Source organism: Rhodococcus chondri (assembly GCF_036327435.1).
GTDB classification, from domain to species: Bacteria; Actinomycetota; Actinomycetes; order Mycobacteriales; family Mycobacteriaceae; genus Rhodococcus; species Rhodococcus chondri.
In genome coordinates this window covers 19,387-44,291 of the sequence record NZ_JAUZMZ010000008.1, presented here as the reverse complement: position 1 = coordinate 44,291, position 24,905 = coordinate 19,387, and the positions used below count along the sequence as shown (strand labels likewise).

General features: G+C 67.0%; 28 protein-coding genes and 1 pseudogene. 7 read left to right on the top strand and 22 right to left on the bottom strand.

What is annotated here, in order from left to right:
- Positions 1 to 55 precede the first annotated feature (55 nt).
- From Q8814_RS02890 to Q8814_RS02875, 4 genes are all read right to left on the bottom strand, one after another.
- The gene (locus Q8814_RS02890; protein WP_330150497.1) at positions 56 to 250 is read right to left on the bottom strand and encodes a DUF3046 domain-containing protein; all 195 of its coding nucleotides are present in this window, start codon (positions 248 to 250) and stop codon (positions 56 to 58) included.
- 47 nt (positions 251 to 297) lie between these two features.
- Positions 298 to 1,443, bottom strand: coding sequence for a glycosyltransferase (locus Q8814_RS02885; protein ID WP_330150495.1), 1,146 nt, complete (start codon positions 1,441 to 1,443; stop codon positions 298 to 300).
- A 59-nt stretch (positions 1,444 to 1,502) separates the two neighbouring features.
- Positions 1,503 to 2,222, bottom strand: coding sequence for a PIG-L deacetylase family protein (locus Q8814_RS02880; protein ID WP_330150494.1), 720 nt, complete (start codon positions 2,220 to 2,222; stop codon positions 1,503 to 1,505).
- Positions 2,223 to 2,299: 77 nt separating this feature from the next.
- A complete protein-coding gene (locus Q8814_RS02875) occupies positions 2,300 to 2,476 on the bottom strand; it encodes a hypothetical protein (protein WP_330150493.1) in 177 nt (58 codons plus the stop codon).
- 234 nt (positions 2,477 to 2,710) lie between these two features.
- Here Q8814_RS02875 and Q8814_RS02870 point away from each other — a divergent pair, with 234 nt between their 5' ends.
- The 3 genes from Q8814_RS02870 to Q8814_RS02860 are packed head-to-tail and all read left to right on the top strand — an operon-like array spanning position 2,711 to position 4,606.
- Complete coding sequence (locus Q8814_RS02870) at positions 2,711 to 3,307, top strand: biotin transporter BioY (protein ID WP_330150492.1); 597 nt, start codon at positions 2,711 to 2,713, stop codon at positions 3,305 to 3,307.
- 16 nt (positions 3,308 to 3,323) lie between these two features.
- Complete coding sequence (locus tag Q8814_RS02865) at positions 3,324 to 4,004, top strand: energy-coupling factor ABC transporter ATP-binding protein (RefSeq protein WP_330150491.1); 681 nt, start codon at positions 3,324 to 3,326, stop codon at positions 4,002 to 4,004.
- Complete coding sequence (locus tag Q8814_RS02860) at positions 4,001 to 4,606, top strand: energy-coupling factor transporter transmembrane component T family protein (RefSeq protein WP_330150490.1); 606 nt, start codon at positions 4,001 to 4,003, stop codon at positions 4,604 to 4,606. The genes Q8814_RS02865 and Q8814_RS02860 overlap by 4 nt, the downstream gene beginning before the upstream one ends.
- 34 nt (positions 4,607 to 4,640) lie before the next feature.
- Here the strand turns inward: Q8814_RS02860 and pspM are convergent, their stop codons facing one another.
- The 5 genes and pseudogenes from pspM to pgsA all read right to left on the bottom strand — a co-directional run bounded on the left by pspM (position 4,641) and on the right by pgsA (position 8,148).
- Complete coding sequence (gene pspM / locus Q8814_RS02855) at positions 4,641 to 5,486, bottom strand: phage shock envelope stress response protein PspM (RefSeq protein WP_456239105.1); 846 nt, start codon at positions 5,484 to 5,486, stop codon at positions 4,641 to 4,643.
- A complete protein-coding gene (locus tag Q8814_RS02850; RefSeq protein WP_330150488.1) occupies positions 5,483 to 6,295 on the bottom strand; it encodes a PspA/IM30 family protein in 813 nt (270 codons plus the stop codon). The genes pspM and Q8814_RS02850 overlap by 4 nt, the downstream gene beginning before the upstream one ends.
- Positions 6,296 to 6,497: 202 nt before the next feature.
- Positions 6,498 to 6,856 (bottom strand): annotated as a pseudogene (locus Q8814_RS02845) (helix-turn-helix domain-containing protein).
- Positions 6,857 to 6,958: 102 nt separating this feature from the next.
- The gene (locus Q8814_RS02840) at positions 6,959 to 7,465 is read right to left on the bottom strand and encodes a CinA family protein (protein ID WP_330150487.1); all 507 of its coding nucleotides are present in this window, start codon (positions 7,463 to 7,465) and stop codon (positions 6,959 to 6,961) included.
- Positions 7,462 to 8,148, bottom strand: a complete 687-nt coding sequence (gene pgsA / locus Q8814_RS02835) for a CDP-diacylglycerol--glycerol-3-phosphate 3-phosphatidyltransferase (RefSeq protein ID WP_330150486.1) — start codon at positions 8,146 to 8,148, stop codon at positions 7,462 to 7,464. Before pgsA ends, Q8814_RS02840 begins: the two co-directional genes overlap by 4 nt.
- Positions 8,149 to 8,191: 43 nt before the next feature.
- Between pgsA and Q8814_RS02830 the strand changes: the two genes are divergently transcribed.
- Both Q8814_RS02830 and Q8814_RS02825 read left to right on the top strand, forming a co-directional pair.
- Positions 8,192 to 8,719, top strand: a complete 528-nt coding sequence (locus tag Q8814_RS02830) for an amino-acid N-acetyltransferase (RefSeq protein WP_330150485.1) — start codon at positions 8,192 to 8,194, stop codon at positions 8,717 to 8,719.
- 34 nt (positions 8,720 to 8,753) lie between these two features.
- Positions 8,754 to 9,038 carry a YciI family protein gene (locus tag Q8814_RS02825; protein ID WP_330150484.1) on the top strand — a complete coding sequence of 95 codons (285 nt, stop codon included), beginning with the start codon at positions 8,754 to 8,756 and terminating at the stop codon, positions 9,036 to 9,038.
- On the opposite strand, the gene Q8814_RS02820 is transcribed toward Q8814_RS02825, so the two are convergent.
- From Q8814_RS02820 to thyX, 6 genes are all read right to left on the bottom strand, one after another.
- Positions 9,028 to 10,011: a TerC family protein gene (locus Q8814_RS02820; RefSeq protein ID WP_330150483.1), complete on the bottom strand. Its 984-nt coding sequence runs from the start codon at positions 10,009 to 10,011 to the stop codon at positions 9,028 to 9,030. The genes Q8814_RS02825 and Q8814_RS02820 overlap by 11 nt on opposite strands.
- 168 nt (positions 10,012 to 10,179) lie before the next feature.
- The gene (locus tag Q8814_RS02815; protein ID WP_330150482.1) at positions 10,180 to 12,900 is read right to left on the bottom strand and encodes an FtsK/SpoIIIE family DNA translocase; all 2,721 of its coding nucleotides are present in this window, start codon (positions 12,898 to 12,900) and stop codon (positions 10,180 to 10,182) included.
- Between the two features lie 121 nt (positions 12,901 to 13,021).
- Positions 13,022 to 13,645 carry a TIGR03085 family metal-binding protein gene (locus Q8814_RS02810; RefSeq protein ID WP_330150481.1) on the bottom strand — a complete coding sequence of 208 codons (624 nt, stop codon included), beginning with the start codon at positions 13,643 to 13,645 and terminating at the stop codon, positions 13,022 to 13,024.
- Between the two features lie 49 nt (positions 13,646 to 13,694).
- Positions 13,695 to 15,500 (bottom strand): ribonuclease J, encoded by a 1,806-nt coding sequence (locus Q8814_RS02805; protein WP_330150480.1) that lies wholly within the window; start codon positions 15,498 to 15,500, stop codon positions 13,695 to 13,697.
- Entirely contained in the window at positions 15,500 to 16,405 is a 906-nt protein-coding gene (dapA, locus tag Q8814_RS02800) for a 4-hydroxy-tetrahydrodipicolinate synthase (protein ID WP_330150479.1), read from the bottom strand. The genes Q8814_RS02805 and dapA overlap by 1 nt, the downstream gene beginning before the upstream one ends.
- A gap of 60 nt (positions 16,406 to 16,465) precedes the next feature.
- Positions 16,466 to 17,221 (bottom strand): FAD-dependent thymidylate synthase, encoded by a 756-nt coding sequence (gene thyX / locus Q8814_RS02795; protein WP_330150478.1) that lies wholly within the window; start codon positions 17,219 to 17,221, stop codon positions 16,466 to 16,468.
- A gap of 119 nt (positions 17,222 to 17,340) precedes the next feature.
- Here thyX and Q8814_RS02790 point away from each other — a divergent pair, with 119 nt between their 5' ends.
- Positions 17,341 to 17,940: a toxin-antitoxin system HicB family antitoxin gene (locus Q8814_RS02790; protein ID WP_330150477.1), complete on the top strand. Its 600-nt coding sequence runs from the start codon at positions 17,341 to 17,343 to the stop codon at positions 17,938 to 17,940.
- Between the two features lie 65 nt (positions 17,941 to 18,005).
- Complete coding sequence (locus Q8814_RS02785; RefSeq protein ID WP_330150476.1) at positions 18,006 to 18,446, top strand: SRPBCC family protein; 441 nt, start codon at positions 18,006 to 18,008, stop codon at positions 18,444 to 18,446.
- A gap of 22 nt (positions 18,447 to 18,468) precedes the next feature.
- Here Q8814_RS02785 and Q8814_RS02780 read toward each other — a convergent pair whose 3' ends face one another.
- From Q8814_RS02780 to narH, 7 genes are all read right to left on the bottom strand, one after another.
- Positions 18,469 to 18,927, bottom strand: a complete 459-nt coding sequence (locus Q8814_RS02780) for a flavodoxin family protein (RefSeq protein WP_330150509.1) — start codon at positions 18,925 to 18,927, stop codon at positions 18,469 to 18,471.
- Between the two features lie 52 nt (positions 18,928 to 18,979).
- Positions 18,980 to 19,453, bottom strand: coding sequence for a hypothetical protein (locus Q8814_RS02775; protein WP_330150475.1), 474 nt, complete (start codon positions 19,451 to 19,453; stop codon positions 18,980 to 18,982).
- Positions 19,450 to 20,205, bottom strand: coding sequence for a 4-hydroxy-tetrahydrodipicolinate reductase (gene dapB / locus Q8814_RS02770; RefSeq protein WP_330150474.1), 756 nt, complete (start codon positions 20,203 to 20,205; stop codon positions 19,450 to 19,452). Before dapB ends, Q8814_RS02775 begins: the two co-directional genes overlap by 4 nt.
- A gap of 99 nt (positions 20,206 to 20,304) precedes the next feature.
- On the bottom strand, positions 20,305 to 21,651 hold the full coding sequence (locus Q8814_RS02765; RefSeq protein WP_330150473.1) for a M16 family metallopeptidase: 1,347 nt from the start codon (positions 21,649 to 21,651) through the stop codon (positions 20,305 to 20,307).
- A gap of 144 nt (positions 21,652 to 21,795) precedes the next feature.
- On the bottom strand, positions 21,796 to 22,530 hold the full coding sequence (gene narI, locus Q8814_RS02760; RefSeq protein ID WP_330150472.1) for a respiratory nitrate reductase subunit gamma: 735 nt from the start codon (positions 22,528 to 22,530) through the stop codon (positions 21,796 to 21,798).
- 2 nt (positions 22,531 to 22,532) lie between these two features.
- Positions 22,533 to 23,219, bottom strand: coding sequence for a nitrate reductase molybdenum cofactor assembly chaperone (gene narJ, locus Q8814_RS02755; RefSeq protein WP_330150471.1), 687 nt, complete (start codon positions 23,217 to 23,219; stop codon positions 22,533 to 22,535).
- Positions 23,216 to 24,886, bottom strand: a complete 1,671-nt coding sequence (gene narH, locus Q8814_RS02750; RefSeq protein WP_330150470.1) for a nitrate reductase subunit beta — start codon at positions 24,884 to 24,886, stop codon at positions 23,216 to 23,218. Before narH ends, narJ begins: the two co-directional genes overlap by 4 nt.
- Between the last annotated feature and the right edge of the window lie 19 nt (positions 24,887 to 24,905).

Below are 24,905 nucleotides of genomic sequence, written 5' to 3'. Positions count from 1 at the left end.
CATAGGGGAACAATTGTTCGAACGTCGCGTTCGTCGACCGACTCGAACGGCGTGGTCAGCGGCGAACCGGCGGGACGTCGAACTCCACGCACAATGCCCTCCACACCTCACGAGGCTCCTGACCTGCTTCGATCGCCTGTGCAGCGGTGCGTCCATCCAGGTCGAGCAGCACATGATCGTGAAGCAGCGCATCGCCGCGCATCTGGCCGAATTCGTTTCGGACGAGCTCGTGGAATTCCGTCAATCGCACTCCGCCCACGGTAGTGGACCTCACAGCAGTCCGCTTCCGCCGGTCGCTCAGCGCGTCGCCGCCACGCAGATCTCCACCGGGTCTGCCACCTGCTCCGCTGTGGCTGCGGCCCGCCGCGCCGCGGCGCCGAAACCGGGCCGGGTCAGAACCGTCTCCACCGCCGCGCGCACCGCGCCCGGATCCATTGGGCGGACCACCACGGCGCTCCCCTGGCGCGCTGCCCGATTCGCGAGCTCCCACTGATCCCCCGCGCCCGGTACGACCACGGTCGGCACACCGGCGCGTAACGCCTTGGCGAGCATCCCGTGGCCACCTCCACACACCACGACGTCGGCCTCACGCAACAGCAGATCCTGCCGCCCCCGCCCGGCCACCGCCCAGTCCGGCAACGTGTGCTGCGGCGGGTCGAGCATGGTCGCCGCTACTCGCATGCCGGCACCGTCCAGTCCCGCACACACGGCCTCGACCATCCCGAGCACCCCTGTTGCCGCGGTCGAGGGAGCCACCATCACCAACGGACCGTCCCCGGCCGGGGGCGTGAGCACCACCTCGGTGGGCTCCCACAACAGCGGACCGACGACATGCGCCTCCTCCGGCCAGTCCGGCCGGGGCACCTCCAGAGCCGGCAGGGTCGCGACGAGCCGCGCCACCGGACCCGGGTCGTGCTCGGGCAAACCGATACCGGCGCGGGCCGCCGCGCGCTCGCGGTCCCCCTGCCGCAACGACCGCGCGGTCAGTGAGCGCAGCACGGCGTCACGAGCACGTCCGCGCAACCCGGCACCGACAGCGAGGCCGCTGCCGATGGGCGGCAGTCCCTTCGACGGTCGATACAGCGGATGAGGTGAAAGTTCGACCCACGGAATCCCCAGACGTTCGGCCGCCATGCCACCACCGGCGGTCAGCACATCGGAGACCACGAGATCCGGTAGCAGGGCACTGAGATCCGGCAGCATCTCGGTGGCGATATACGCGGCCCGCGCATGGATCTTCGCTCCCGCGTCGGTGTCGTCGTCGTCGCGCCGAGGAGTCAGCCCCTTCAGTTCGGCGACGGTCACGCCCGGGACGTCGGCACCGAGCCAACGTTTTCCGGTGAACAGAACGGCCTCGTGCCCGGCATCGGCGAACAGCCGGCACAGCGCGATCGCCGGGATCGCATGTCCGGCATCCGGTCCCGCAACCACTGCCACCCGCATCGGCTCAGCCTGCCACAGCCGCGCCGCGATGCGGGCATCGACAGTCCCGACGGCCGGGGCTACACCCCGAAGGTATACAGCTCGAATCCCGCCGCGCGCTCGGCCGGGAACCCGGGCAGAGCCGCCGACGTCAGCTCCACCTGATTGCGCGCCTGCTGCGCGACGGGGACGTCGCTCAACGCCTCGAGGTACCGGCGGTGCGCGGCGAGGGAGTCGACGGCCACCTCGACGGTGTCGGTGATGTCGACCGCGTGGGTAGGCATGGTGGTGTTCACCGCCACCCATCGCACGCCCGGCCAAGGGGCGAGACCCTGCTCCCCGAGATCCGGGAATATCCATTCGTCGGCGGCATCCGCGACCGCATCGAGCACGCTGAGGCCGAGTGCGCGATGGTCGGCGCTGTTCAGGACGCCGGGGAACCACGTGAGACCGAAATGCCCGGTCACCACCATCTCGGGCCGGTGCCGCCGGATCGCCGCGGCAAGATCACGACGCAGCTCCGGCCCTGCGACCAGGCGCCCGTCCGGATGACCGAGAAACTCGACCGCTTCGACGCCGACGATGCGCGCGGATTCGCGCTCCTCGGCCTCGCGCAACGGCGCACACTCGGCCGGCGGGAGTCCGGCGATGCCGGCCTCGCCGCTCGTGGCAAGGACATACCGTATGTCCTTGCCCTGCCCCGTCCAGCGGGCAATCGCCGCTGCCGCCCCGTACTCGATGTCGTCGGGATGGGCGACGATGACGATGCCGCGCTGCCAGTTCTCCGGTACCGGTTCCATGTCGTCCACTATGGCGCGAACTCCGGCTCGTGACAGGGAGTTGCCGAGCGCTCGTCGCAGAGCACCGCCTGCCCGCCTCAGATACGAGTGATGTCGTCGTGCTTGTCGCTACCCGCGATCGCTTTGTACAGCAGGTAGCCGCCGAAGATCACCGCGCTCAACACCAGGATGCCGAACAGGTGATCGAACAGGGCGCCGATCACGGCCAGTGCAACCCACACCAGCGCCACCATTCCTACGATCTTCCAGAACATTGTGTTCTCCCGCCTCGTGCCGTGGGGCACGGTTTCTGTGCTACAGCGTCGATCCTGACATGGCAGGATCGAGAAAACACCAGTTCACAGCGCATTTCAGGGAAAGATGGGGGTATACCCGCAGCCGTCCGTGCCCCCTCTCGGGGTTCACTCGGCGCAGGGGTGGCGACGCGCAGCACGTCCCCGCCGCCTACGCTCAACAGGTTCGCTCCCCTTGTCAGAAGGCTGAAAAACGTGTCCTCGAACCGTCGCACTCCCGCACGCGACCTGGCCCAGATCGCCGTGTTCGCCGCCCTGATCATCGCCCTGGGTCTGCCCGGCCAGATCAGCATCGGCTCGTCGGGGGTCCCGATCACTCTCCAAACACTCGGCGTGATGCTCGCCGGTGCACTCCTCGGAGTGCGCAAGGGCGTGCTGTCGGTTGCGACGGTGATCGTTCTGGGCCTCGCGCTTCCGGTTCTCGCCGGTGGGCGCACCACCTTGACCTCGCTGGCCGGCCCGACGGTGGGTTTCCTGCTCGGCTGGCTCCCTGCGGTCGCGGTCATCGGCTGGCTGTCGGCACGAATGCTGCCGCGGTACCGGATTCTCCCGGGAGTCGCGGCCAACGTTCTGGGTGGCATCGTGGTGCTGTATCTGTTCGGCATCGCGGGCATGGTGCTGCGCACCGATTTGACGGTATGGGCGGCGGTCGCCGCGAACGTCACGTTCCTGCCCGGCGATCTTCTCAAGGCAGTGGTGGCAGCGGCGGTTGCGGCGCAGGTGCATCGGGCATATCCCGCACTGCTCGCCTCGGCCGGGCCTTCCCGGGCCACCGCAGACCCCGCACACTGATGCGCCGGTCCGTCCGATGAGCGAGATCCGCTTCAGGCAGGTCCGTCACGCATACGGCGAGCGGACCGTCCTCGACTCCGTCGACGTGACCCTCACCGAGAAGCGGATCGGCATCGTCGGTGCCAACGGCAGCGGGAAGTCCACGCTGGCCCGGATGATCAACGGTCTCGTCGTGCCCACATCCGGCACGGTGACCGTCGACGGATACGACACGTCCCGCAAAGGCCGGGAGGTGCGTCGGCGGGTGGGATTCGTCTTCACCGATCCCGACCACCAGATCGTCATGCCCACGGTCGCGGAGGACGTCGCGTTCTCGCTGCGGCGCAGCGGGCTCGGCAAGACCGAGCGCGCCGAGCGTGTGCGGCAGATGCTCGCGGAGTTCGGGCTCGCCGGTCACCACGACCACCCCAGTCACCTGCTCTCCGGCGGACAGAAACAGCTGCTGGCGCTCGCGGCCATCATGGTCACCGATCCTCGGGTGCTCGTCGCGGACGAGCCCACGACCCTGCTGGATCTGCGCAATACCAAACTGATTTCCCGCACGTTCGCGGCGATGGAACAGCAACTGGTGGTGGTCACCCACAATCTCGAACTGCTCACCGATTTCGATCGGGTGCTCGTCGTCGATTCGGGTCGCATCGTCGCCGACGACGCCCCCGGCCCCGCGATCACCTTCTACCGGGACCTGATCGGATGACGACGTTCGGCCTCTACCATCCCGGAACGTCGCCGCTGCACCGCGCGGCCGCGGGTTCCAAACTGCTCGCCGCGGCCGTCTCGATCGTGGCACTCACGCTGTGGATTCGTCAGCCCTGGCAGTTGCTTCCGGTCGGGGCCGTAGTCGTCGCCGCGTACGGTGTGGCACGGATCCCTGTTCGGCTCGCGTTCGTTCAGCTGCGGCCGCTGCTGTGGATGTTGGCCTTCGTCGGCGCGTTCCAGTGGCTGGTCGCGGGATGGCAGCGTGCACTCGTGATCTGCGGAACGTTGTTGCTGGCGGTCTCACTCGCCGCGCTGGTCACCTTGACGACGCGGACCACGGACATGCTCGATGCGATCGTGACCGCAGCGCGGCCACTGCGCCGGGTGGGCGTAGATCCGGATCGGGTCGGTCTGGTGCTCGTGATGACGATTCGCTGTATCCCGCTGCTCGGCGAAATCGTGACCAGGGTGACCGACGCCCGCAAGGCTCGCGGACTCGGTTTCTCGTTGCGTGCGCTGGTGGTCCCGGTGGTGGTGGGGGCGCTGATGACCGCCGAGGCGATGGGTGAGGCGCTGGCCGCGCGCGGCGTCGACGACTGAGCCACGGACCGCCGGGCCACGGAGATCGGCCGCCTCAATGCTGGTAGCGTTCCTCGATCCGAGCGACTTCACGCCAGGACTGCGCCCAGCTCTCCAACCTGTCCGACGTCGTGATCAGTTCGGCGCGATGCTGCTCGAGCAACGCAAGGGACCTGTTGCCCTCCGGCGCCGCGGCGAGTTTCGCGGCGGCGGCGACGAGTTCTTCGAACTGGTCGACTCCCGATTCGAGGCGCTCACCGGCCGCAGCGATGGCGGGACCGAGTTGAGCACCGGCGGCGACGCTGCCGTAGGCGGCCGATTCGAGGGCCACCACGTCCTGCACCACACCTTCGAGTGCGGTGCACGCGGCCCGTGCCGCTTCCCCGATCTCGTCGAGATCGTCCGGTGCGACGGTTCCCGAGCGGGCGATCACGGTCAGCAGCCGTGCCAGGCTCTGCTCGTTGCGGGCGAGGCGTTCCATCGGTGGACGCGCCACCGACGCGACCGGCGGCAAGGCCCGCCTGCCGGGGGTCGGTGGGGGCAGCGGAACCGCGTCGAGCCGGCGAAACGTCCGGAACGCCATGACCGCCGGGACTGCGCACACCGCGGCAGCGCCGCCGCTCGCCACGACGGTCCAATCCGGTGCGGACGCGGCGAGCAGTGTCGCGGTGCCGACACCCCAGGTTCCGGTGGCAGCACCGAAGATGCGGGTGCGCCGCTGTGCACGACGCTTCTTCCGCCGCAGCTTGTTTGCCGGTTCGCGCCAGCGCCGGGCAGCCTCCACGGCGGCTCCGGTGGCGTCTCTGAAGGCGGCAACGGCCGAGCCGGGAGTATCCCCGGCCCGGCCGTTTCCTGCGGTGTGTCGTCCGATGGGGGCGCACCCCGATGCGAGCCCGATCACTGGGTGCCGGCACTGCCCGCTGCGCTCGGAGGCTCCTTGCTCGTGTTGACCGCCGGATTCGCCGCGGCGCCTCCGGGAAGCGCTTCACCCTTCATCGATGCGCGGATCTGCTCGAGTCGGCTGTGGCCGGCCATCTGCACGGTGGCCTGCTGCACCTCCATCATCCGGCCCTGCACCGAATTCTGTGCCAGTTCGGCAGAGCCGAGCGCGGTCGCGTAGCGCCGTTCGATCTTGTCGCGCACCGCATCGAGGCTCGGCGTGGTGCCGGGCGCCGACAGCGTCGAATCCATCGATCGAAGCGACTCGCTGACCCGCTCCTGCATCTTCGCCTGCTCGAGCTGGCTGAGCAGCTTGGTGCGCTCGGCGACCTTCTGCTGCAGAGCCATCGCGTTCTGCTCGACGGCCTTCTTCGCCTGGGCAGCCGCTTGCAGCGACTGGTCGTGCAGAACCTTGAGGTCTTCGACCGACTGCTCCGCCGTGACCAACTGTGCGGCGAAGGCTTCGGCGGCGTTGGTGTACTGGATGGCTTTCTCGGTGTCGCCTGCAGCGCTGGCCTGATCGGCCATCATGACGGCCTGTCGTGCACTCGAGTTGAGCTTCTCGATCTCGTCCAGCTGGCGGTTGAGCTTCATCTCGAGCTGCCTCTGGTTTCCGATGACGGACGCGGCCTGCTGCGAAAGAGCCTGGTGCTGACGCTGGGCGTCCTCGATCGCCTGCTGAATCTGGACCTTCGGATCGGCCTTCTCATCGATCTTGGAGTTGAAAAGCGCCATGAGGTACTTCCAACCCTTGACGAACGGATTAGCCATGGGTGTGATCCCGCCTCCATCTGGTACGCCGCGCCGAACGCGACCCGATGCGCGGCCCTCGCGCACCGGTTCCGGACCGCCGTGCTTGTCAGCCTCCACCCGGCCGGTCCTACCTGCCGAGCCCGAGTCACCCCCCGGAACGGTGACCCACGCTTGTCGCTTTCGTCCGCATCCGGCATGGCCGACGCGTCCGAGGTCCATGTTAGGCGGCGGCGAGCTCCCTCGCTGCCGGTGCCGGAATCACCACGCGGGTGTCCTGGGCAATCCGGGTGCGTCTGCCGTCACCATGTCCGATCCCGCAGTGTCCGCGCCGTTACGCCGTGGTGCGGTGTCGGCCAACGACACACTGACGTCGGACAGCACGTCGGACAGGGGAACGTCGAGTGCATCACAGATCGCGGCCAGCAGCTCGCTGGATGCTTCCTTGCGGCCCCGTTCGATCTCGGAGAGGTAGCCGAGGCTGACCCGGGCGCTGCTGGAAACCTCGCGCAGCGTTCGGCTCTGCGAAACACGGGTGCGCCGAAGGCTGTCACCGAGTGCCTCACGCAACAACAGCGCCATCGCGTCCTCCTTCGTCCGTCGTGCCTTCACCCCGACAACGTGCGACGACGCTGCGAGGTTCCCGCGTATCGCTTCGGACTTCGATACCGCAGTGCACAGACATTACAACGCCGACGGTGATTCCAGTCGGGCGAGTAGCCCCGACACGGCGGCAGCTGCCGCGCCGAGCCGGATCTGCCACCGATTGCCGGTCACGTGGGGACGCGCCACGACCGTGCCGGACGGCCCGCTGATTCCGAGGAACAGCGTGCCGGGGCGATGACCGTCCTGTTCGTCCGGCCCGGCGACCCCGGTCAATCCGATCCCCCACGTGGCGCCGCAACGCCGTACCGCGCCCAGCGCGAGGGCCGCGGCTGTGGACTCGGCCACCGGGCCGTCGCGCTCGAGTGCGCGCACGTCGACGTCCGCCAGCGACGCTTTCAAATCGGTGGCATAGACCACCAGTCCACCCCGAAGGACGAGGCTCGCCCCGGGAACGCCCGCGATCGTCGCGGCGAGCAGCCCGGCGGTCAACGACTCTGCGGTGGCGACGGTCTCCTGCCGTGCCGTGAGCACGGCAACGAGGTCCGCGGCGCGAGTTGCTGCCACGAGAGGATCGGGACCGCTCACGCCGGCCGATCCTCGTTCTCCGGTTCGTCCCGTTCGTGTTCGTGTTCGGCGCGACGCACCCCGGCCCGGAGCCGCACGGCCTGCACCACATAGTCGAGTCCGGTAACCACGGTGAGCGCGACCGCCAGCCACATCAGCGTCGCAGCGATCGGCGTCGCTCCGTCGGGCAGCGGAAGCAGATAGACACCGATCGCGAGGGTCTGCACGAACGTCTTGGCCTTGCCGCCGCGGCTGGCCGGGATGACGGCGTGTCGCAGGACGGCGAACCGGAGCGCAGTGATGCCGAGTTCACGGGCGGCGATGATGCCCGTGACCCACCACGACAGGTCGCCGAGCAGCGACAGCCCGACCAGCGCCGCACCGATCAGCGCCTTGTCCGCGATCGGATCGGCGAGTTTCCCGAAGTCGGTGACCAGACCGTACCGGCGTGCGAGCTGACCGTCGATGCGATCGGTGATCGCCGCGACAGCAAACACTGCGGTCGCTGCGATGCGCCACGCGGAGTCGTGCCCGTCGTCGACGAACAACAGGACCAGGAACACCGGAACGAGCGCGATACGCACCATCGTGAGGATGTTCGCGATGTTCCACAACGGCACCGGATCGTGTGCGGCACCGGCGTTCGGTCCCGGGGCGGCGCCGCTCCCGCCCGATGCGGCGACATGCTGGCGGGGCGTGCTCATGGGCCCCACAATATCGGTAGATTCACGCGCTAATGTTCACCGCATGACTTCACCGGCGACGGACCAGGACCCGAACGATCGGATAGTCGTGCGACGCGCCCGAACCTCCGACGTTCCGGAGATCAAGCGGCTCATCGATATCTACGCCGGCCGCATCCTCCTGGAGAAGAATCTCGTCACCCTTTACGAGTCTGTACAGGAGTTCTGGATCGCCGAACTCGGCGACCTCGTCGTGGGCTGCGGTGCTCTGCATGTGCTGTGGTCGGATCTCGGTGAAGTGCGAACCGTCGCTGTCGATCCGCGGGTCAAGGGCCGTGGCGCCGGACATCTGATGGTCTCGAAGCTGATCGGCGTGGCCCGCGAGCTCGAACTCGAACGTCTGTTCGTATTGACGTTCGAGGTCGATTTCTTCGCCCGACACGGTTTCACCGAGATCGACGGCACCCCGGTCACCTCCGAGGTCTATACCGAGATGTGCCGGTCGTACGATACGGGCGTCGCCGAGTTCCTCGATCTGAGCTACGTCAAACCCAACACGCTCGGCAACACCCGCATGTTGCTCACTCTGTGAGCGGCTCGACCCGACCAGTCACGAGTGAGGGAAAATGGCGCTGTTTGCCGTCGAATACACATACTCCGACAAGACCGCCGGGGCCCGCGACGAGCGTCGCCCCGACCATCGTGGCTGGTTGAGCGGTCTGGTCGCGGACGGCACGGTACTGGCGACCGGTCCGTGGACCGACGGCACCGGCGCTCTGATCGTGATCGATGTCGCCGACGAGGCGGCCGCGCGGGAGCTGATGGCACAGGATCCCTTTGCGCAGGCCGACCTCATCGACGCGGTGCGCATCACCGGCTGGCTGCCGGTGATGGGCGTGTTCAACGACTGACGGTGTCCTTGTTGCGACCCGAGGCGAGCAGGCTCGCGATGGTCGTGACGGCGAGGACTCCCACGATCACGATCAGCGACATGCTCGTGGAGATCTCGGGGACCGCCACATGCTCGCCGCCGTTGATGAAGCCGAGTGTGTTCTCGTGCAGTGCATGAAGTACGAGCTTGACGCCGATGAACGCCAGGATGATCGACAAGCCGTACGAGAGGTAGATGAGCCGTTCGAGCAGGCCACCGATCAGGAAGAACAGCTGACGTAGACCCATCAGGGCGAAAGCGTTGGCGGTGAACACCAGGTAGGGCTCTTCGGTGAGGCCGTAGATCGCGGGGATGGAATCGAGCGCGAAGAGGATGTCGGTGAAGCCGATGGCCACGAGCGCGAGCAGCATCGGCGTGACCATCTTCCGGCCGTCGATACGCGTTACGAGCTTGTCGCCGTCGTACTCGTCGTGAACGGGGAGGAATTTCCGGGCGAGGAGCACCATCTTGTTGTCCGAGACGTGCTCGGTGGTCTCACCGTGGTCGCGGACCAGCTTGATCGCGGTGTAGAGGAGGAAGAACCCGAAGAGGTAGAACACCCAGCTGTAGGCGTTGATGGCGGCCGCACCCACAGCGATGAACGCGCCGCGCATCATCAATGCGAGCACGATGCCGATCGTGAGTACCTTCTGCTGGTACTCCCTGGGCACCGCGAAGGTCGCCATGATGATCACGAAGACGAACAGGTTGTCGACGGACAAGGCCTTCTCGGTGATGTATCCGGCGAAGTATTCGCCACCGTAGGTCGGGCCCCAGACCGCGAAGACGACAGCGCCGAACACGAGGGCGATACCGATGAATACCGCCGACCAGAATCCTGATTCCCGCAGGCTCGGCGCGTGGGGTTTGCGGACGTGCGCGAAGAAATCGAACACGAACAGTGCGGCGATGACGGCTATGGTGATCAACCAGGTCGTCAATGTGACGTGCATGGGCACTTCAACCTTCCGGTAGGTATACCAACCTGCCGGAGGTCTCTCCCGTCCGGAACCTGTTCCGGACCGACAGCCCGGAACGGCAATGGTGCCGTACGTGTTGACGGGACTGCCGCAAATCAGGGGATACTCCCCTCCACAGCTGCCCCGATTCTGCCACACGCATCAGGAATCGACCGATTCGGACTCGGCGGGACCGCCGCCGCGGATCGAGTACAGCAGTCCGTCCAGCTCTTCCGGCTTCACGAGCACGTCCCGCGCCTTGCTGCCTTCGCTCGGCCCGACCACTTCGCGGGTTTCCATCAGATCCATCAACCGCCCGGCCTTCGCGAAGCCGACCCGCAGTTTCCGCTGCAGCATCGACGTCGAACCGAACTGACTGGACACCACCAGCTCCACCGCCTGCAGGAAGAGGTCGAGATCGTCGCCGATGTCGGGATCGACGTCCTTCTTCTCTCCTGCCTTCGGGGCGGTGACACCCTCGGTGTACTCGGGCTCGGCCTGGTTCTTGGCGAAGTCGACGACCGCCGAGATCTCCTCGTCGGTGATGAAGGCGCCCTGCATGCGCAGCGGCCTGCCGGCACCCATCGGCAGAAACAGCCCGTCGCCCATACCGATCAGCTTCTCGGCGCCCGGCTGATCCAGGATGACGCGCGAATCGGTCAGCGAACTCGTCGCGAACGCCAACCTCGACGGAACATTGGTCTTGATCAGGCCCGTGACCACGTCGACGGATGGCCGCTGGGTGGCGAGCACGAGGTGGATACCCGCGGCACGCGCCTTCTGCGTGATCCGGACGATGGCATCCTCGACGTCGCGCGGCGCGGTCATCATCAGGTCGGCGAGCTCGTCGACGATCGCGAGGATGTACGGGTACGGGCGGTAGACACGTTCGCTGCCCAGCGGCGCGGTGATCTCTCCCGACTTCACCTTCGAATTGAAATCGTCGATGTGCCGCACCCGGTTGGCCTGCATGTCCTGGTAGCGCTGTTCCATCTCCTCCACGAGCCACGCCAGAGCCGCCGCCGCCTTCTTCGGCTGTGTGATGATCGGCGTGATCAGGTGCGGGATGCCCTCGTAGGGGGTGAGTTCGACCATCTTCGGGTCGATCAGAATCATCCGCACTTCCTCAGGGGTCGCGCGAATCAGCAACGACACCAACATCGAGTTGACGAAACTCGACTTGCCCGAGCCCGTGGAACCGGCAACCAGCAGATGAGGCATCTTCGCCAGGTTCGCCGAGACGAAGTCGCCCTCGATGTCCTTCCCGAGACCGATGACGAGCGGGTGGTGATCCTTGCGTGTCGAGGGCGCAGCCAGGACATCCGAGAGCCGGACGAGTTCCCTGTCCGAGTTGGGAACCTCGATACCGACCGCGGACTTGCCGGGGATGGGAGCGAGCAGCCGTACATTGTCCGTGGCAACGGCATAGGCGATATTCCGGGCCAGGGCGGTGATCTTCTCGACCTTGACTCCGGGACCCAGCTCGACCTCGTAGCGCGTCACTGTCGGGCCGCGGGTGAACCCGGTCACCGCCGCATCGATCTTGAACTGTTCGAGGACCTCGGTGATCGACTCGATCATCTCGTCGTTGGCGGCGGAGCGCTTCTTGGGCGGGTCGCCCTGGACCAGCAGCCCGAGCGACGGCAGTTTGTAGTCGCCGTCGACGACCCTGTCGGGCACCATCGGCTCGAGCGCCTCCGGGGCCGGCTTCTCGACGGCGAGTTCCGGGGCGGCCGGCGCCGGCTTCGCCTTCGCGCGAGCCCGCGGCTTCACGGGTTCGGGTTCGACGACCTCGGGTTCGGCGACGGGGACCTCGTCCGCCTTCTCCTCCCACAGCGGTAGCACCTCGGTGCGGGCGTCACCGTCGAACTCGTCGGTCGGATAGTTCTCGACGGGTGTGCGCCGGCGCTTCGAACGCGACGTCGGTTCTGCGTATCCACCGGCATCGAACGGAGCACCGTCGTCGTGCTCGTCGGCACCGTCGTGCGCCGGGTCGTAGTCGTAGTCCCCGTATTCGTCGTCGGCGCGGTAGTGGAGACCGAAGTAGTCGCGGAACAACTCCGGTAATTCGCGCACAGTGGTTCCCGTGAGCAGGAGGATGCCGAATCCCGCGGCGAGCAACATGAGCGGGACGGACAACCACACGGTCAGGCCCGCAGTCAGCGGCCCGCCCACGGCGGCACCCACGAATCCCGCACCTGCGGAGCGGCCCGGGGCATCGGTCGGGGAGCCGGAGGCGATGTGCCACAGGCCGAGTGCCGGCAGGGCGACCAGCAGCGAACCGAGGATCAATCGCGGCCGGATCTCGGGGAACGGCTCGGTTCTCATCAAGGTGATCGCGATGCCGATGGCGACCAGTGGAAGTACCGCGCTCGCTCCCCCGGTGACCGCACGCACACCGGTCTCCACCCAGGCGCCCACCGGGCCGCCGACGCCGAACCATACGGTGCCCGCGACGACAACCGCGGTGGCGACGAGCCCGAGAGCGATCCCGTCGCGGCGATGTCCGTGCTCGATGTCGGTGGCCATGCCCATCGTGCGGATAGTTGCGCCGAGACCGCGAGCGAGCATGAACCAGCCGGCACCGATGCTCTTACCCAGCGCCGTCAGCACCCCGCCGGAACTGCGCCTGGGCCGCGCGGCCGGGCGGGGCCGTGCCGTCGCGGTCCGCTTCCTGGGCGCGGCCTTCGTACCTCGTGCCGTGGAGCCGGTGCGCGCCCCGGACGCTCGGGGCTTGCGGGCCCCGGAACCTGACTTCTCGGCCGTGGCAGGCTTGGACCGGGTGGTCTTGGCGCGGCTCGCACCTCCCGCCGAGGCGCGCGTTCCCGACCGCGACCGAGAGGTCGTGGACGACGATGCGCGGCTTCCCGACTTTCCTGCCATACAGCCCAGGTTAGCCGCACACGCCTCTGACGAACCATCCGCAACACCGGCATCGGGCGGCGGCACTGGTCACAGCTCCGACTCGCCGCTCCCGCGCACTCCCCTGCGCGGTGCTCACGTCTCAGAGACCGCGCTGCGAGGCAGTCAACTCGGCCACGTCCGCGGCGTCGCCGGAAGCTTCCACCCGAACCTCATCACGTCCGAAAGCATGCAGAAGCAGTTCGGACGGCTCCCCACGCAGGACGACGATCCGCGGTCCCCGTTTGCGCACCGTCGCCTGTTCACCGCCGGGGCGCTCGAAGATCACCGTGATATCGGTGCCCTTGTACCCCGCCCGCGCGATCATGCGCGCCAGACGCCAGAGCTGATCCTGCACATCGGCGGGCAGTGCACGTGGCTCCCATCCCGGGGTACCGCGCCGCACGTCCTCGTGGTGGACGAACATCTCTGCAGCGTTGGCCACGGAGTCGAGCAGGTAGAGCGGCGACCATTTGGGAGGCCCCGACTCGATATCCGCGAGCAGATGTGCCCACTGACGATCGGTGGCGTCGCGACGCACCCGCTCGGTGTGAGCGGCGAGCGGCGGGATCATGATGCCGGGCATCGTGTCGACCCGCCGTTCGCGTACCAGCAGATGCGCCGCGAGATCGCGGGTCGTCCAGTCCCCACAGAGTGTGGGTGCGTCCGGTCCGACCTCCGACATGGTCCGGACGAGAGCGTGTCGTTCGCTACGGGCAAGACTCATTGCGCCACTCTAACGAGCCTGCGCCCCGGCGGCGACGGAGTCGTGACGGTCAGGACACCGCGATAACGGTCGGAACGATCATCGGACGCCGCCGGTACGTGTCGGCGACCCATCGGCCCACGACACGCCGAATACCCTGCGCGATGCGGTGGGTTTCCGTAATACCTTCCGCCGCAAGCTCATTGAGGGTCTTGTCGACGAGTTGCGCGGCTTCGGTGAGCGCGGTCGGATCATCGGAGAACCCGCGACCCGACACTTCCGGGGTGCTCACTGCACGCCCCGTGGTCGCGTCCACCGCCACCGAGATGGAGATGAACCCGCCCTCGCCGAGGACCAGACGGTCCGACAACGTCGATTCCCCGACATCGCCCACCGACAACCCGTCGACGTAGACGTGACCGACCGGAACCCTGCCCACGATCTCGGCAAGTCCGTCGACCATGTCGACGACCACGCCGTCCTCGGCCAGGACGATCCGCTCCTTCGGCACACCCGTCGCCTCCGCAAGCGCCGCATTGGCACGCAGATGCCGCCATTCACCGTGCACCGGCATCGCATTGGTGGGCCGGACCGCGTTGTACAGATAGAGCAGCTCGCCCGCCGACGCGTGCCCCGACACGTGCACCTTGGCGTTCTGCTGGGTGACGACGGTGGCTCCCCGCTTCGCGAGTCCGTTGACCACCGTGAACACCGAGTTCTCGTTGCCCGGGATCAGCGACGACGCGAGAACGACGAGGTCGTCCTCCTTGATATTGATCTGCCGATGCTCACCGCGCGCCATCCGCGACAGCGCGGACAGCGGTTCACCCTGCGAGCCGGTGGAAACCAGGACGAGCCGGTCGTCGGGCAGTGACGCCGCGGTGTCGATATCGACCTTGAGCCCGTCCGGGACGTTCAGGTAGCCGAGATCCTGCGCGATCTGCATGTTGCGGACCATGGAACGGCCGACGAAGGCGACACGGCGGTTGTAGCGGTGGGCCACGTCGACGACCTGCTGGATGCGGTGGACGTGGCTCGCGAACGACGCGACGATGACGCGGTTCCTGGCCTTGCCGATCACATTGTCGAGGACGCCGCCGATCTCGCGTTCCGGGGTGACGAAGCCCGGAACCTCGGCGTTGGTGGAATCGACCAGGAACAGGTCGACGCCTTCGTCGCCCAACCGGGAGAATCCGGCGAGGTCGGTGAGCCGGTTGTCCAGCGGCAACTGGTCGAGCTTGATGTCACCGGTGTGCAGGACGAGTCCGGCCGGAGTGCGAATAGCGAGCGCGAGCGCATCCGGGATCGAGTGGTTGACCGCGAAGTATTCGCAGTCGAACGGCCCGTGCGTGGTGTGCTCGCCTTCGACGACCTCGACGAGATTGGGCCGCTGCCGGTGCTCGCGGCACTTCGCGGCGACCAGCGCAAGCGTGAATTTCGACCCCACGACCGGAATGTCGGGCCGCAGGCGCAGCAGGAACGGAATCGCACCGATGTGATCTTCGTGACCGTGCGTGAGAACGACCGCCTCGACGTCGTTCATCCGGTTCTCGATGTACCGGAAGTCGGGCAGGATCAGGTCGACGCCGGGCTGCTGATCTTCCGGGAACAGGACGCCGCAGTCGACGATCAGCAGTCGGCCCCGATACTCGAAAACGGTCATGTTGCGGCCGATTTCACCGATACCTCCCAGCGCCACCACCCGAAGCCCGTCGGCCGGCGCCTTCGGCGGGGTGCCCAGCCGGGCGGTCGGATCGACCTTCCTGCGGTCGGGTCGCTGGGTGCTCGCCGAGTTCTGGGCGACGCGGCGCGGACGGTTCACGGGAGGACCAGCGGTACGGGTTGCGCGGCCACGGCCACGAGAGGGGCGGCTCATCACAGCACCCCCGCTGCATGCAGGTCGGCGGCCAGGGCATCGATCTGAGCGGAGACCGGCGCAACCTGTGGCAATCGTGGCTCGCCTACATCTATGCCCATCAACCTCAGCCCGGCCTTCGATGCGCTCACTCCTCCCAGGCGGGCGACCGCGCGATAGATCGGAACCATCGACAGGTTGATCTTGCGGGCGAGTTCGAGATCGCCGGCCTCGAATGCGGTGTGCAGTTCGCGCAGACGTCCCGGCACCAGGTGACCGATGACGCTGACGAATCCGACGGCACCGACCGACATCCACGGCAGATTCAGCGGATCGTCGCCGGAATAGAACTTCAGGTCGGTGGTGCCGATCAGTTCCGCACCCGCATTGAGATCGCCCTTGGCGTCCTTGACCGCCACGATCCGTGGATGCTCGGCGAGCAGCCGCAACGTGTCGGTTTCGATGGGCACGACGGAGCGCGGCGGAATGTCGTAGAGCATCACCGGCAGATCGGTGGCATCCGCCACCGCGAGGAAGTGGGCGTAGAGCCCGGCCTGCGGTGGACGCGAGTAGTACGGGGTGACGACGAGCAACCCGTGGGCACCGGCACGGGCCGCGTCGCGGGCGAGTTCGACACTGTGCGCGGTGTCGTTGCTGCCCGCGCCGGCGATGATTTTCGCGCGGTCACCGACTGCGGCGAGGACCGCGCGCATCAGGTCCATCTTCTCGTTCTCGGTGGTGGTCGGCGATTCGCCGGTGGTACCGGCGAGAACCAGTGCGTCGCAGCCCCCGTCGACGAGGTAGGTCGCCAGACGCACACCCGCGTCCACGTCGAGCTTGCCGTCGGCAGTGAACGGGGTCACCATCGCAGTTGCGATGGTGCCGAACGGAAGCTCGACAGCAGTAGCGGAATCACCGTTGGTCATGGTCAGAAGGCTACCGCGTGTGGGCGCCCCCCGAACACATGGCCGTCGCTCACCGGCGCATCAACTGTCGGCGGCGAGCGCCCCGGATGCTACTTCGGTGCCATCGGGCAAGGTCGTGATCGTGAAGTCGGAGAACGCGTTCGGTGCCGCATCGCGCAGTTGCCGCAGGCACTCGACAGCAAGTCGCCGGATCTCGACATCGGCGTGTTCGGTCGCACGCATCGCGATGAAGTGGCGCCACGAGCGGTAGTTGCCGGTGACCACGATCCGGGTCTCGGTGGCGTTGGGCAGCACCGCGCGGGCGGCTTCCCGCACCTGCTTGGCGCGCAGCGGCCCCGACGGCAGATGCGCCATCTTCTCGTCCAGGGCTTCGAGCAGTTCGACATACGCGTCACGGCTGCGCTCGGCCGCGGCGAAGAACAACTTCTCGAGGTCCGGGTCTCCGGCAATCGCCGGCGGCACGACCACCGGAGCGTCCCCACCGGCCACGAACCGCTGGGACAATTGCGAGAACGAGAAGTGACGGTGCCTGATCAGTTCGTGCGTGCACGACCGCGAGATCCCGGTGATGTAGAAGGTGACGGTGGCGTGCTCGAGCACCGAGAGGTGACCGACCGTGAGCAGATGCCGCAGGTACCCGGTGTTGGTGGCCGTCCGAGGGTTCGGCTTCGACCAGCTCTGATAGCAGGCACGGCCGGCGAACTCGACGAGGGCCTCGCCGCCGTCCGCGTCGGTATCCCACCGGACGTCGTCGGGCGGAACGAATTCGGTCTTCGCGACGAGCCGGACCTCCAGCGTGACGGGTTCGGGAACCATGGCTTTCTCCTCCCGGTGGTGTGACCGCACCCTAGCGTGGAACCTCAGGTTCGCCCGCGTCACCCGTCGACATCATCATGACACTTGACTGACATCACAAATGACGTCACGCTGACATCATGAATATCGACACCTACACCGCTGCAATTGCCGACTCCGTGCTCGCGGCCGCCGAACTCGGCGACGAGCAGACCCGCCGAACCGCCAACGCCCTCGCCGCTGCGATTGCCGCACCGGCACGACTCGCCCTGCTCAGTGCGCTTTCCGACATGGCCACCGAGGTCACCGAGCAGCTCGGCGACCGGCGTGTCACAGTGCGCCTCGACGGCACCGACGCCGTTGTCGAGGTGCGCAGCGACACCTCTCCCCACGCCGAAGAGTCCACTCCGACGTTCGAGGAAATGACCGGCGACATCAGCCGCGTCACGCTGCGCCTCGTCGAGCAGATCAAGACCCGGGCCGAGGAGGCTGCCGCGCAGAGCGGGGTCTCCCTCAACTCGTGGGTGGCGCAAGCGGTCCAGGGGGCACTCAAGGACCAGAGGCGCTACCAGAAGCGCGCCGAGGAATGGCGTTGGCCCGGCACCAGGCCGGCCACTTCCGAGGCGACCACTTCCGAGGCGACCACTTCCGAGACGACCACTTCCGAGACGACCACTCCCGAGGCGACCACTCCCGAGACGTCGGCGTCCCGTGACGACGACAACGGCGACACCGCCTGAGAACGTCGCGCGTGCGGTAGATTCCCCGTCGCACCAGACACGGGACCGAAAGGGACAGTGAACCGATGGCAGTGAGCAGCACCAGAAGCTTCGAGATCAAAGCAACACCGGAGCAGGTGATGGCTGCCATCGCCGCGGTGGATCGCCTCCCCGAGTGGTCCTCCACCCACAAGTCGGTCGTCGTCGAGACCACCCATCCCGACGGACGACCGCACCGTGTCCGGATGACCGTGTCGATCATCGGACTCACCGACGAACAGATCGTCGACTACGCATGGAACGGCGACGAGTCGATGTCCTGGACGCTCGTCGAAAGCAGCCAGCAGGCGCAGCAGGACGGCACCTACACCCTGACGGCGAGCGACTCGGGAACCCAAGTCGAGTTCGGCCTGACCATCGATCCCAAGATCCCGCTCCCCGGATTCCTGGTGCGGCGGGCCGAGAAGACCGCGATGGACACCGCAGCCAAAGGACTGACCAAGTTCGTCGAGGAGAACTTCCGCTGACGGTCGCCGAAGGGGACGGCGCTCACAGCGCGCCGGACACCGTCACCGCCACGGTCCCGCCGAGTTCGTAGCCCTGCTCGCGCACTCCGGCATCGATGGGTCCGGTGACCTCCAGGTCTGCGGCGGCCTGCACCAGCCCCAGCCCCGTCGCGAGTCTGCGAACCGACGACACCGCTCCCGCGGTGTCGTTGTTGCCGTGCACCCACAACCCGTACGGGCGGCCGGCCACGGCATCGAGACACGGGTAATAGACGGTGTCGAAAAAGTGCTTGAGCGCACCCGACATATAGCCGAAGTTGGCGGTGGTCCCGAACAGGTATCCATCCGCGGCCAGCACGTCGGGGACGGTCGCGCCGAGCGCCGGCACCGCACGCACTTCCACACCGTCGATCTCCGGGTCGTTTGCTCCCGCGAGCACCGCCTCGAGCAATTCACGCGTAGACGGCGACGGGGTGTGGTGGACGACGAGCAGCGTCCGCACACCGGACGCGGATTCTTGGATCACCCCCGCAGACTACGGAAGTTTCCGCGTCCTACGCCGTGCCGTGCCGTTCGCGTCGCTCCAGCTCGACAGCGCGCCGCATGGTGTCGCGGGCACGGCCCCGATCCCCGGCGTGGTCGTAGGCACGGGCCAACCGGTAGGAGTTCCGCCAGTTGTCGGGGTCGGCTTCCCACTCGAGCTTGACCTTCTCGAACAGCGCGTCGGCGGCGTCGCGATCGAGTTTCCCCGACGGTCGCCGCGGCAGGTCGGTCACGTCGAGTTCGAGGCCTTCGGCGTGGATGCGGCGCGCGAGGTGCTGATGCTGGAGCCCCGCACGCAGACTCGCGTACAGGATCCACACCCCGACCAGCGGCAACAGCAACACACCGATGCCCAGGCCGATCGCTGCACCGCTACCCGAGCGCACGAGTTCCACCCCGCGGGTACCCAGCAGCACGAAGTAGAAGATCAGCGCGATCACGATGAAGGTGATCGGCGCGAGAACCTTGAGCAGATCTTTCCTCACAGGTCGAGCAGCGGGTCGATGCCGACTGTCAGGCCGGGGCGCGATCCGATCTCCCGGATGCCGAGAAGCACACCCGGGGCGAACGACGACCGGTCGATCGAGTCGTGACGAATGGTCAGGGTCTCCCCCTGGGTTCCGAGCAGCACCTCCTGGTGTGCGACCAGACCGGCGAGGCGCACGGAATGAACACGCACACCGTCGACGTCGGCGCCGCGTGCCCCGTCGAGCTCGGTGCTGGTGGCGTCGGGACTGCGGCCCACGCCGGCGGCCGCACGGGCTTCGGCGATGAGAGCGGCCGTGCGGTAGGCGGTGCCGGACGGTGCGTCGGCCTTGTTGGGGTGGTGCAACTCGATAACCTCGACGGAGTCGAAGAACCGGGCCGCAGCCTGCGCGAACCGCATGGACAGTACGGCGCCGATGGCGAAGTTGGGGGCGATGAGCACACCGACCTCCGGCTGCGCGGCGAGCCGGCCGCGCACCTGATCGAGGCGTGCCTCGTCGAATCCGGTGGTGCCGACAACCGCGTGGATGCCGTGCTCGATGAGGAACTGCAGGTTGCCCATCACGACATCCGGATGCGTGAAGTCGACGACGACCTGCGCGCGGGACGTCACGAAGTCCTCGAGACTGTCGTCCTTGTCCACGGCGGCGACCAGGTCGAGGTCTGCGGCGGCGTCGACTGCCGCGCAGATGGCCTGGCCGACCTTGCCCTTGGCACCGAGCACACCTACTCGAACAGTTGCTGCGTTCACTTTTCGTCCACGCCCTTTCGCCGTCGTCGCGGAAAGCCTACGCAATCCGCTCCCCAGGTCGGGTGAGCGGCCTGCTCGTCTCGTCCGATCGGAACGTCCTCAGCCCACGATGTCGCGTACCGCGGCGGGCAGATCGCGTGGGCGGCGGTACGGGCCCACCACAGCGGCCGCGAAGGGGCGGTGCAGCAACTCACCGGCGACCTCGCGTACCTGTTCGGAGGTCACCGTGGCGATGCGTTCGAGGGTCTCGGTGATGCTCCAGTGCCGGCCGTAGTTCAGTTCGCTGCGGCCGATGCGGTGCATCCGGGCCCCGGTGTCCTCGAGCCCCAGCACGAGACCGCCGCGCAGCGCCCCCTTCGCACGCGAGCACTCGGCATCCGTGATGCCGTGGTCGGCGACATCGGCGAGGACCTCTCGGATCACCGTCGTCACCTCGGCGAGGTTCTCCGGCTGGCACCCTGCGTACACAGAGAACGCACCGGTGTCCGCGAACGTATCGATGCCCGAGTACACGGAATACGCGAGACCGCGCTTTTCGCGCACCTCCTGGAACAACCGCGAGCTCAGGCCCCCGCCGATCGCGGCGTTGAGCACCGACAACGCCCAGCGCCGCCCGTCGTGCCGGCCGAACGCGCGGACCCCGAAGCTCAGATGCGACTGTTCACCGTCGTGATCGTTGATGCTCAAGGTCGGTGCGGTGCGCAGCTTCAACATCCCGTCGCGGCGCGGTGCCGGTTGCGCCGCGGCATCGAGATGACCGGCGAACGCGCGGCGTACGAGTTCGACGGTGTGCTCGTGGTCGACGTTGCCGGCCACCGCGACGACCATCCGCTCGGGGGTGTACCGGCGCACATGGAACGAATGCAGCTGGTTGCGGGTCATCGCTTCGATCGAGTCGACGGAGCCGATGATCGGCCGACCGATGGGGTGATCGCCGTACAACGCGGTCAGCAGCGCGTCGCCCAGCAGATCTTCGGGATCGTCGTCGCGCATCGAAATCTCCTCGAGCACCACCTGACGTTCGACGTCGACGTCGGCACGTCGGCACCGGCCGCGCAGCACCACGTCGGCCACGACATCAACCGCGAGGGGCAGGTCGTCGTCGAGTACATGCGCGTAGAAACAGGTGTGTTCCTTGCTGGTGAACGCGTTGAGTTCACCCCCGATTCCGTCCACGAGCTCGGCGATGTCGAGTGCCGTCCGGGTGGGAGTCGCCTTGAAGAGCAGATGTTCGAGGAAGTGGGCGGCGCCGGCCACGGACGGCTGCTCGTCGCGGGAACCGACACCGACCCACACACCCACGGCGGCGGAACGCACGCCGGGGACGTGCTCGGTGACGACACGCACCCCTCCCGGGAGCACCGTGCGCCGAACACCCGGGTCCGCAACGACGGCGGGTGCGACAGCGGTCCGAACGACAGACGAGACGGGCTGGGTGGAAGCCATATGGTTGTTCAACGGTCCTGGCGGTAGAGGTGCGAGCGGTAAGGGTACGAACGCGGAATGTCCGTCCGGGAACGGAACATCACACAGTACATGCGTACCCGAATACCGCTGTCGCCACCAACGCTGCCGTCACCGATGCTGTCGTCACCAACCGCCGCGACGTCGAGGCTGCGAACCCATCAGCTGCCCCGTGCGCGCTTCGTCCCGACCGCGATAGACGACGTACGGGCGGAACAGATACCCGATCGGTGCGCTGAACGCGTGCACGAGCCTGGTGAACGGCCAGAGCGCGAACAGCACCAGACCGATCATCGTGTGGATCTGGAACGACAGTGGCGCCTCGACCATCAGATCGCCGCGGGGCTGCAGAATCCAGATGGAGCGGAACCACGGCGACACGGTTTCGCGGTAGTTGTGCTCCTCCCCGATCACTCCGGCGCCGATGAACGTCGTCGCCAGACCCGCGACTATCGCGGCGACCAGCACGAGGTACATCACCTTGTCGTTGACGGTCGTCGCCGAGAAGACCGGCCCGTTGGTGCGGCGCCGGTAGATGAGCAGTATGACCCCGGCGAGCGTCGAAAGACCCGCAACAGTGCCGAGCGTGATCGCCTGGATGTGGTAGGTGTGCTGGCTCATGCCCACCGCTGCCGTCCACGACTGCGGAATCACCAGACCGATGATGTGCCCGACGATCACGACGAGGATGCCGAAGTGGAACAGCGGGCTACCGATCCGCAGCAACCGGCTCTCATACAACTGCGACGATCGTGTCGTCCAGCCGAATTTGTCGTACCGGTACCGCCACCACGTTCCCACGACGAGGATCGCGAGCGACACGTACGGCACGATGTCCCAGAAAATTGCCCCCGCGTCCATGGCTACAGGTCTCCTTCTCGTGCCGACTGCTCGTCCTTGCGCGGTGGAACCGTGAGGGTGAACGGCTGCAATCCGATGGCCTCGGCCGGCGGACCGGCCTGCGCCAGCTGCCGGGCGTGCTGTTGCTGCTGGTCGCTGACCGACGGCAGTGTCGCGCACACTGCCGCGATGGTGTCCGCGTACACCGATTCGCTCTCGACGAGCGCCCCATGCAGCACATCGAGCGGGATCCGATGCGCGGCGAGCAGCTGCTCACCCACCTCCGGAGCGACAGTGGCGGCGAATTCGAGTACTACGGGCAAGTGGTCGGGCGCCTCCCCGACCGGAGGTTCCGCGCCGGCCTCGAGATATGCACGCACGAACGCGTGGATCTCCGTGCCCCGGTTGCGGGTGTCGCCACCGGTCCAGTAGGTCAGGTACATCGTCGAGCGACGGCGCATGTCGAATGTGGCGACATAATCCTGCTCCGCTTCGAGCAGGCCGGTGCGGCGCAGGTGCGCCGCCGTTCGGGCGAGCTGCTCTCGTTCCGGTCCGTCGATGTGATCGAGCAACCGGTCGACGATGTCGAGGCGGCTGTGCAGCTGCTCGTCCGGGTAGGCGAGCAACAGCGAAGCGGACTGCCGGATCAGCCGATGCTGTAGTTGCCGGGCGGCGGTGTCGCGGCGCGAGGGCCGGCGGAGCAGTTTCACGAGTGTTCCTCCTCGTGCCGGTGACCGCCGGGGAACATGCCGGTGGGTACGCCCTTGCCGTCCCAGTTGAGCAGGTTCACCCGCGACGGATGGCTCTCGTTCGCTGCCATTCCCTCGGTGGTCTGCCGTTGTTTGAGTGCGTGGAAGGTCTCGACGGCAACCGGCACCGGTCCGCCGCTGGATTCGCCGAACGGACCGGATTCGTACATGCCCGGGCCGCCTTCGAACGACAACGAGCACTCCGTGGCCGTCTCCTCGAGCTGGTGTCCTTCGGCGGCGTACGCCGTCGGAATCACATACCGCTCGTCGTATTTGGCGAGGGCGAGAAGACGGTACATCTCGTAGATCTGTTCCTCGGTCATGCCGACCGCCTGGGGGATGTGCGGCTGGGTATCGCGACCGAGGTTGATGTCGCGCATGTAGGAGCGCATCGCGGCGAGCCGCCGCAGCACCCCCTCTACGACCGCAGTGTCACCGGCGGTGAACAACTCCGCGAGGTACTGGATGGGGATCCGCAGCGATTCGAGCGCCCCGAACAGGTTGCCGAGATCTTCACCGTCGTGGCCGTCGCGGCTGACCGCGTCGACGACGGGCGACAGCGGCGGCACATACCAGACCATGGGCATGGTGCGGTATTCCGGATGCAGCGGCAATGCCACCTTGTAGACGTTGATCAGCGAGTAGATCGGCGAGCGCTGCGCCGCGGCGATCCATTCGTCGGAGATCCCCTCGGCGTGGGCGGCGGCGATGACTTCCGGGTCGTTGGGGTCGAGCAGCACCTGACGCTGCGCCTCGTACAGGTCCTGTTCGTTCTCCACCGACGCCGCCTCGAGGACGCGGTCGACGTCGTAGAGGACGAGACCGATGTATCGCAAGCGTCCGACGCAGGTCTCGGCGCACACGGTCGGCAGACCCACCTCGATGCGGGGATAGCAGAACGTGCACTTCTCGGCCTTGCCGGTCTTGTGATTGAAGTACATCTTCTTGTACGGGCACCCGGAGACACACATCCGCCAGCCACGGCACTGGTCCTGATCGACGAGGACGATGCCGTCCTCTGCGCGCTTGTAGATCGCGCCGGACGGGCACGATGCCACACACGAGGGGTTGAGGCAGTGTTCGCAGATGCGCGGCAGGTAGAACATGAAGGTCTCTTCGAGCTGAAGTTTGACCTCGTCGTTGATCTTTTTCAGGATCGGGTCGTTCGGCACGATCTCCGTCGAGCCTCCGAGATTGTCGTCCCAGTTCGCCGACCACTCCACCTTCATCGGCTTGCCGCTGATGAGGCTGCGCGGCTGCGCGACGGGAATGTTGTCGCCGAGGGGCGCATTGGTGAGGTTCTCGTAGTCGTACGTCCACGGCTCGTAGTAGTCGTCGATGGACGGCATCTTCGGGTTGGAGAAGATCCGGGTGAGCTTGTGGAGCCGGCCACCGTCGCGCAGCCGCAGTCTGCCCTTCTTGTCGCGGACCCATCCGCCGCGCCACTTTTCCTGATCCTCGTAGGTGCGGGGATACCCCTGCCCGGGCCGGGTCTCGACGTTGTTGAACCAGACGTACTCGGTACCGGACCGGTTGGTCCATGTCTGCTTGCAGGTGACAGAGCAGGTGTGGCACCCGATGCACTTGTCGAGGTTCATCACCATTGCCATCTGGGCCATTACCTTCATGATTGCCTCGCTTCGCAAC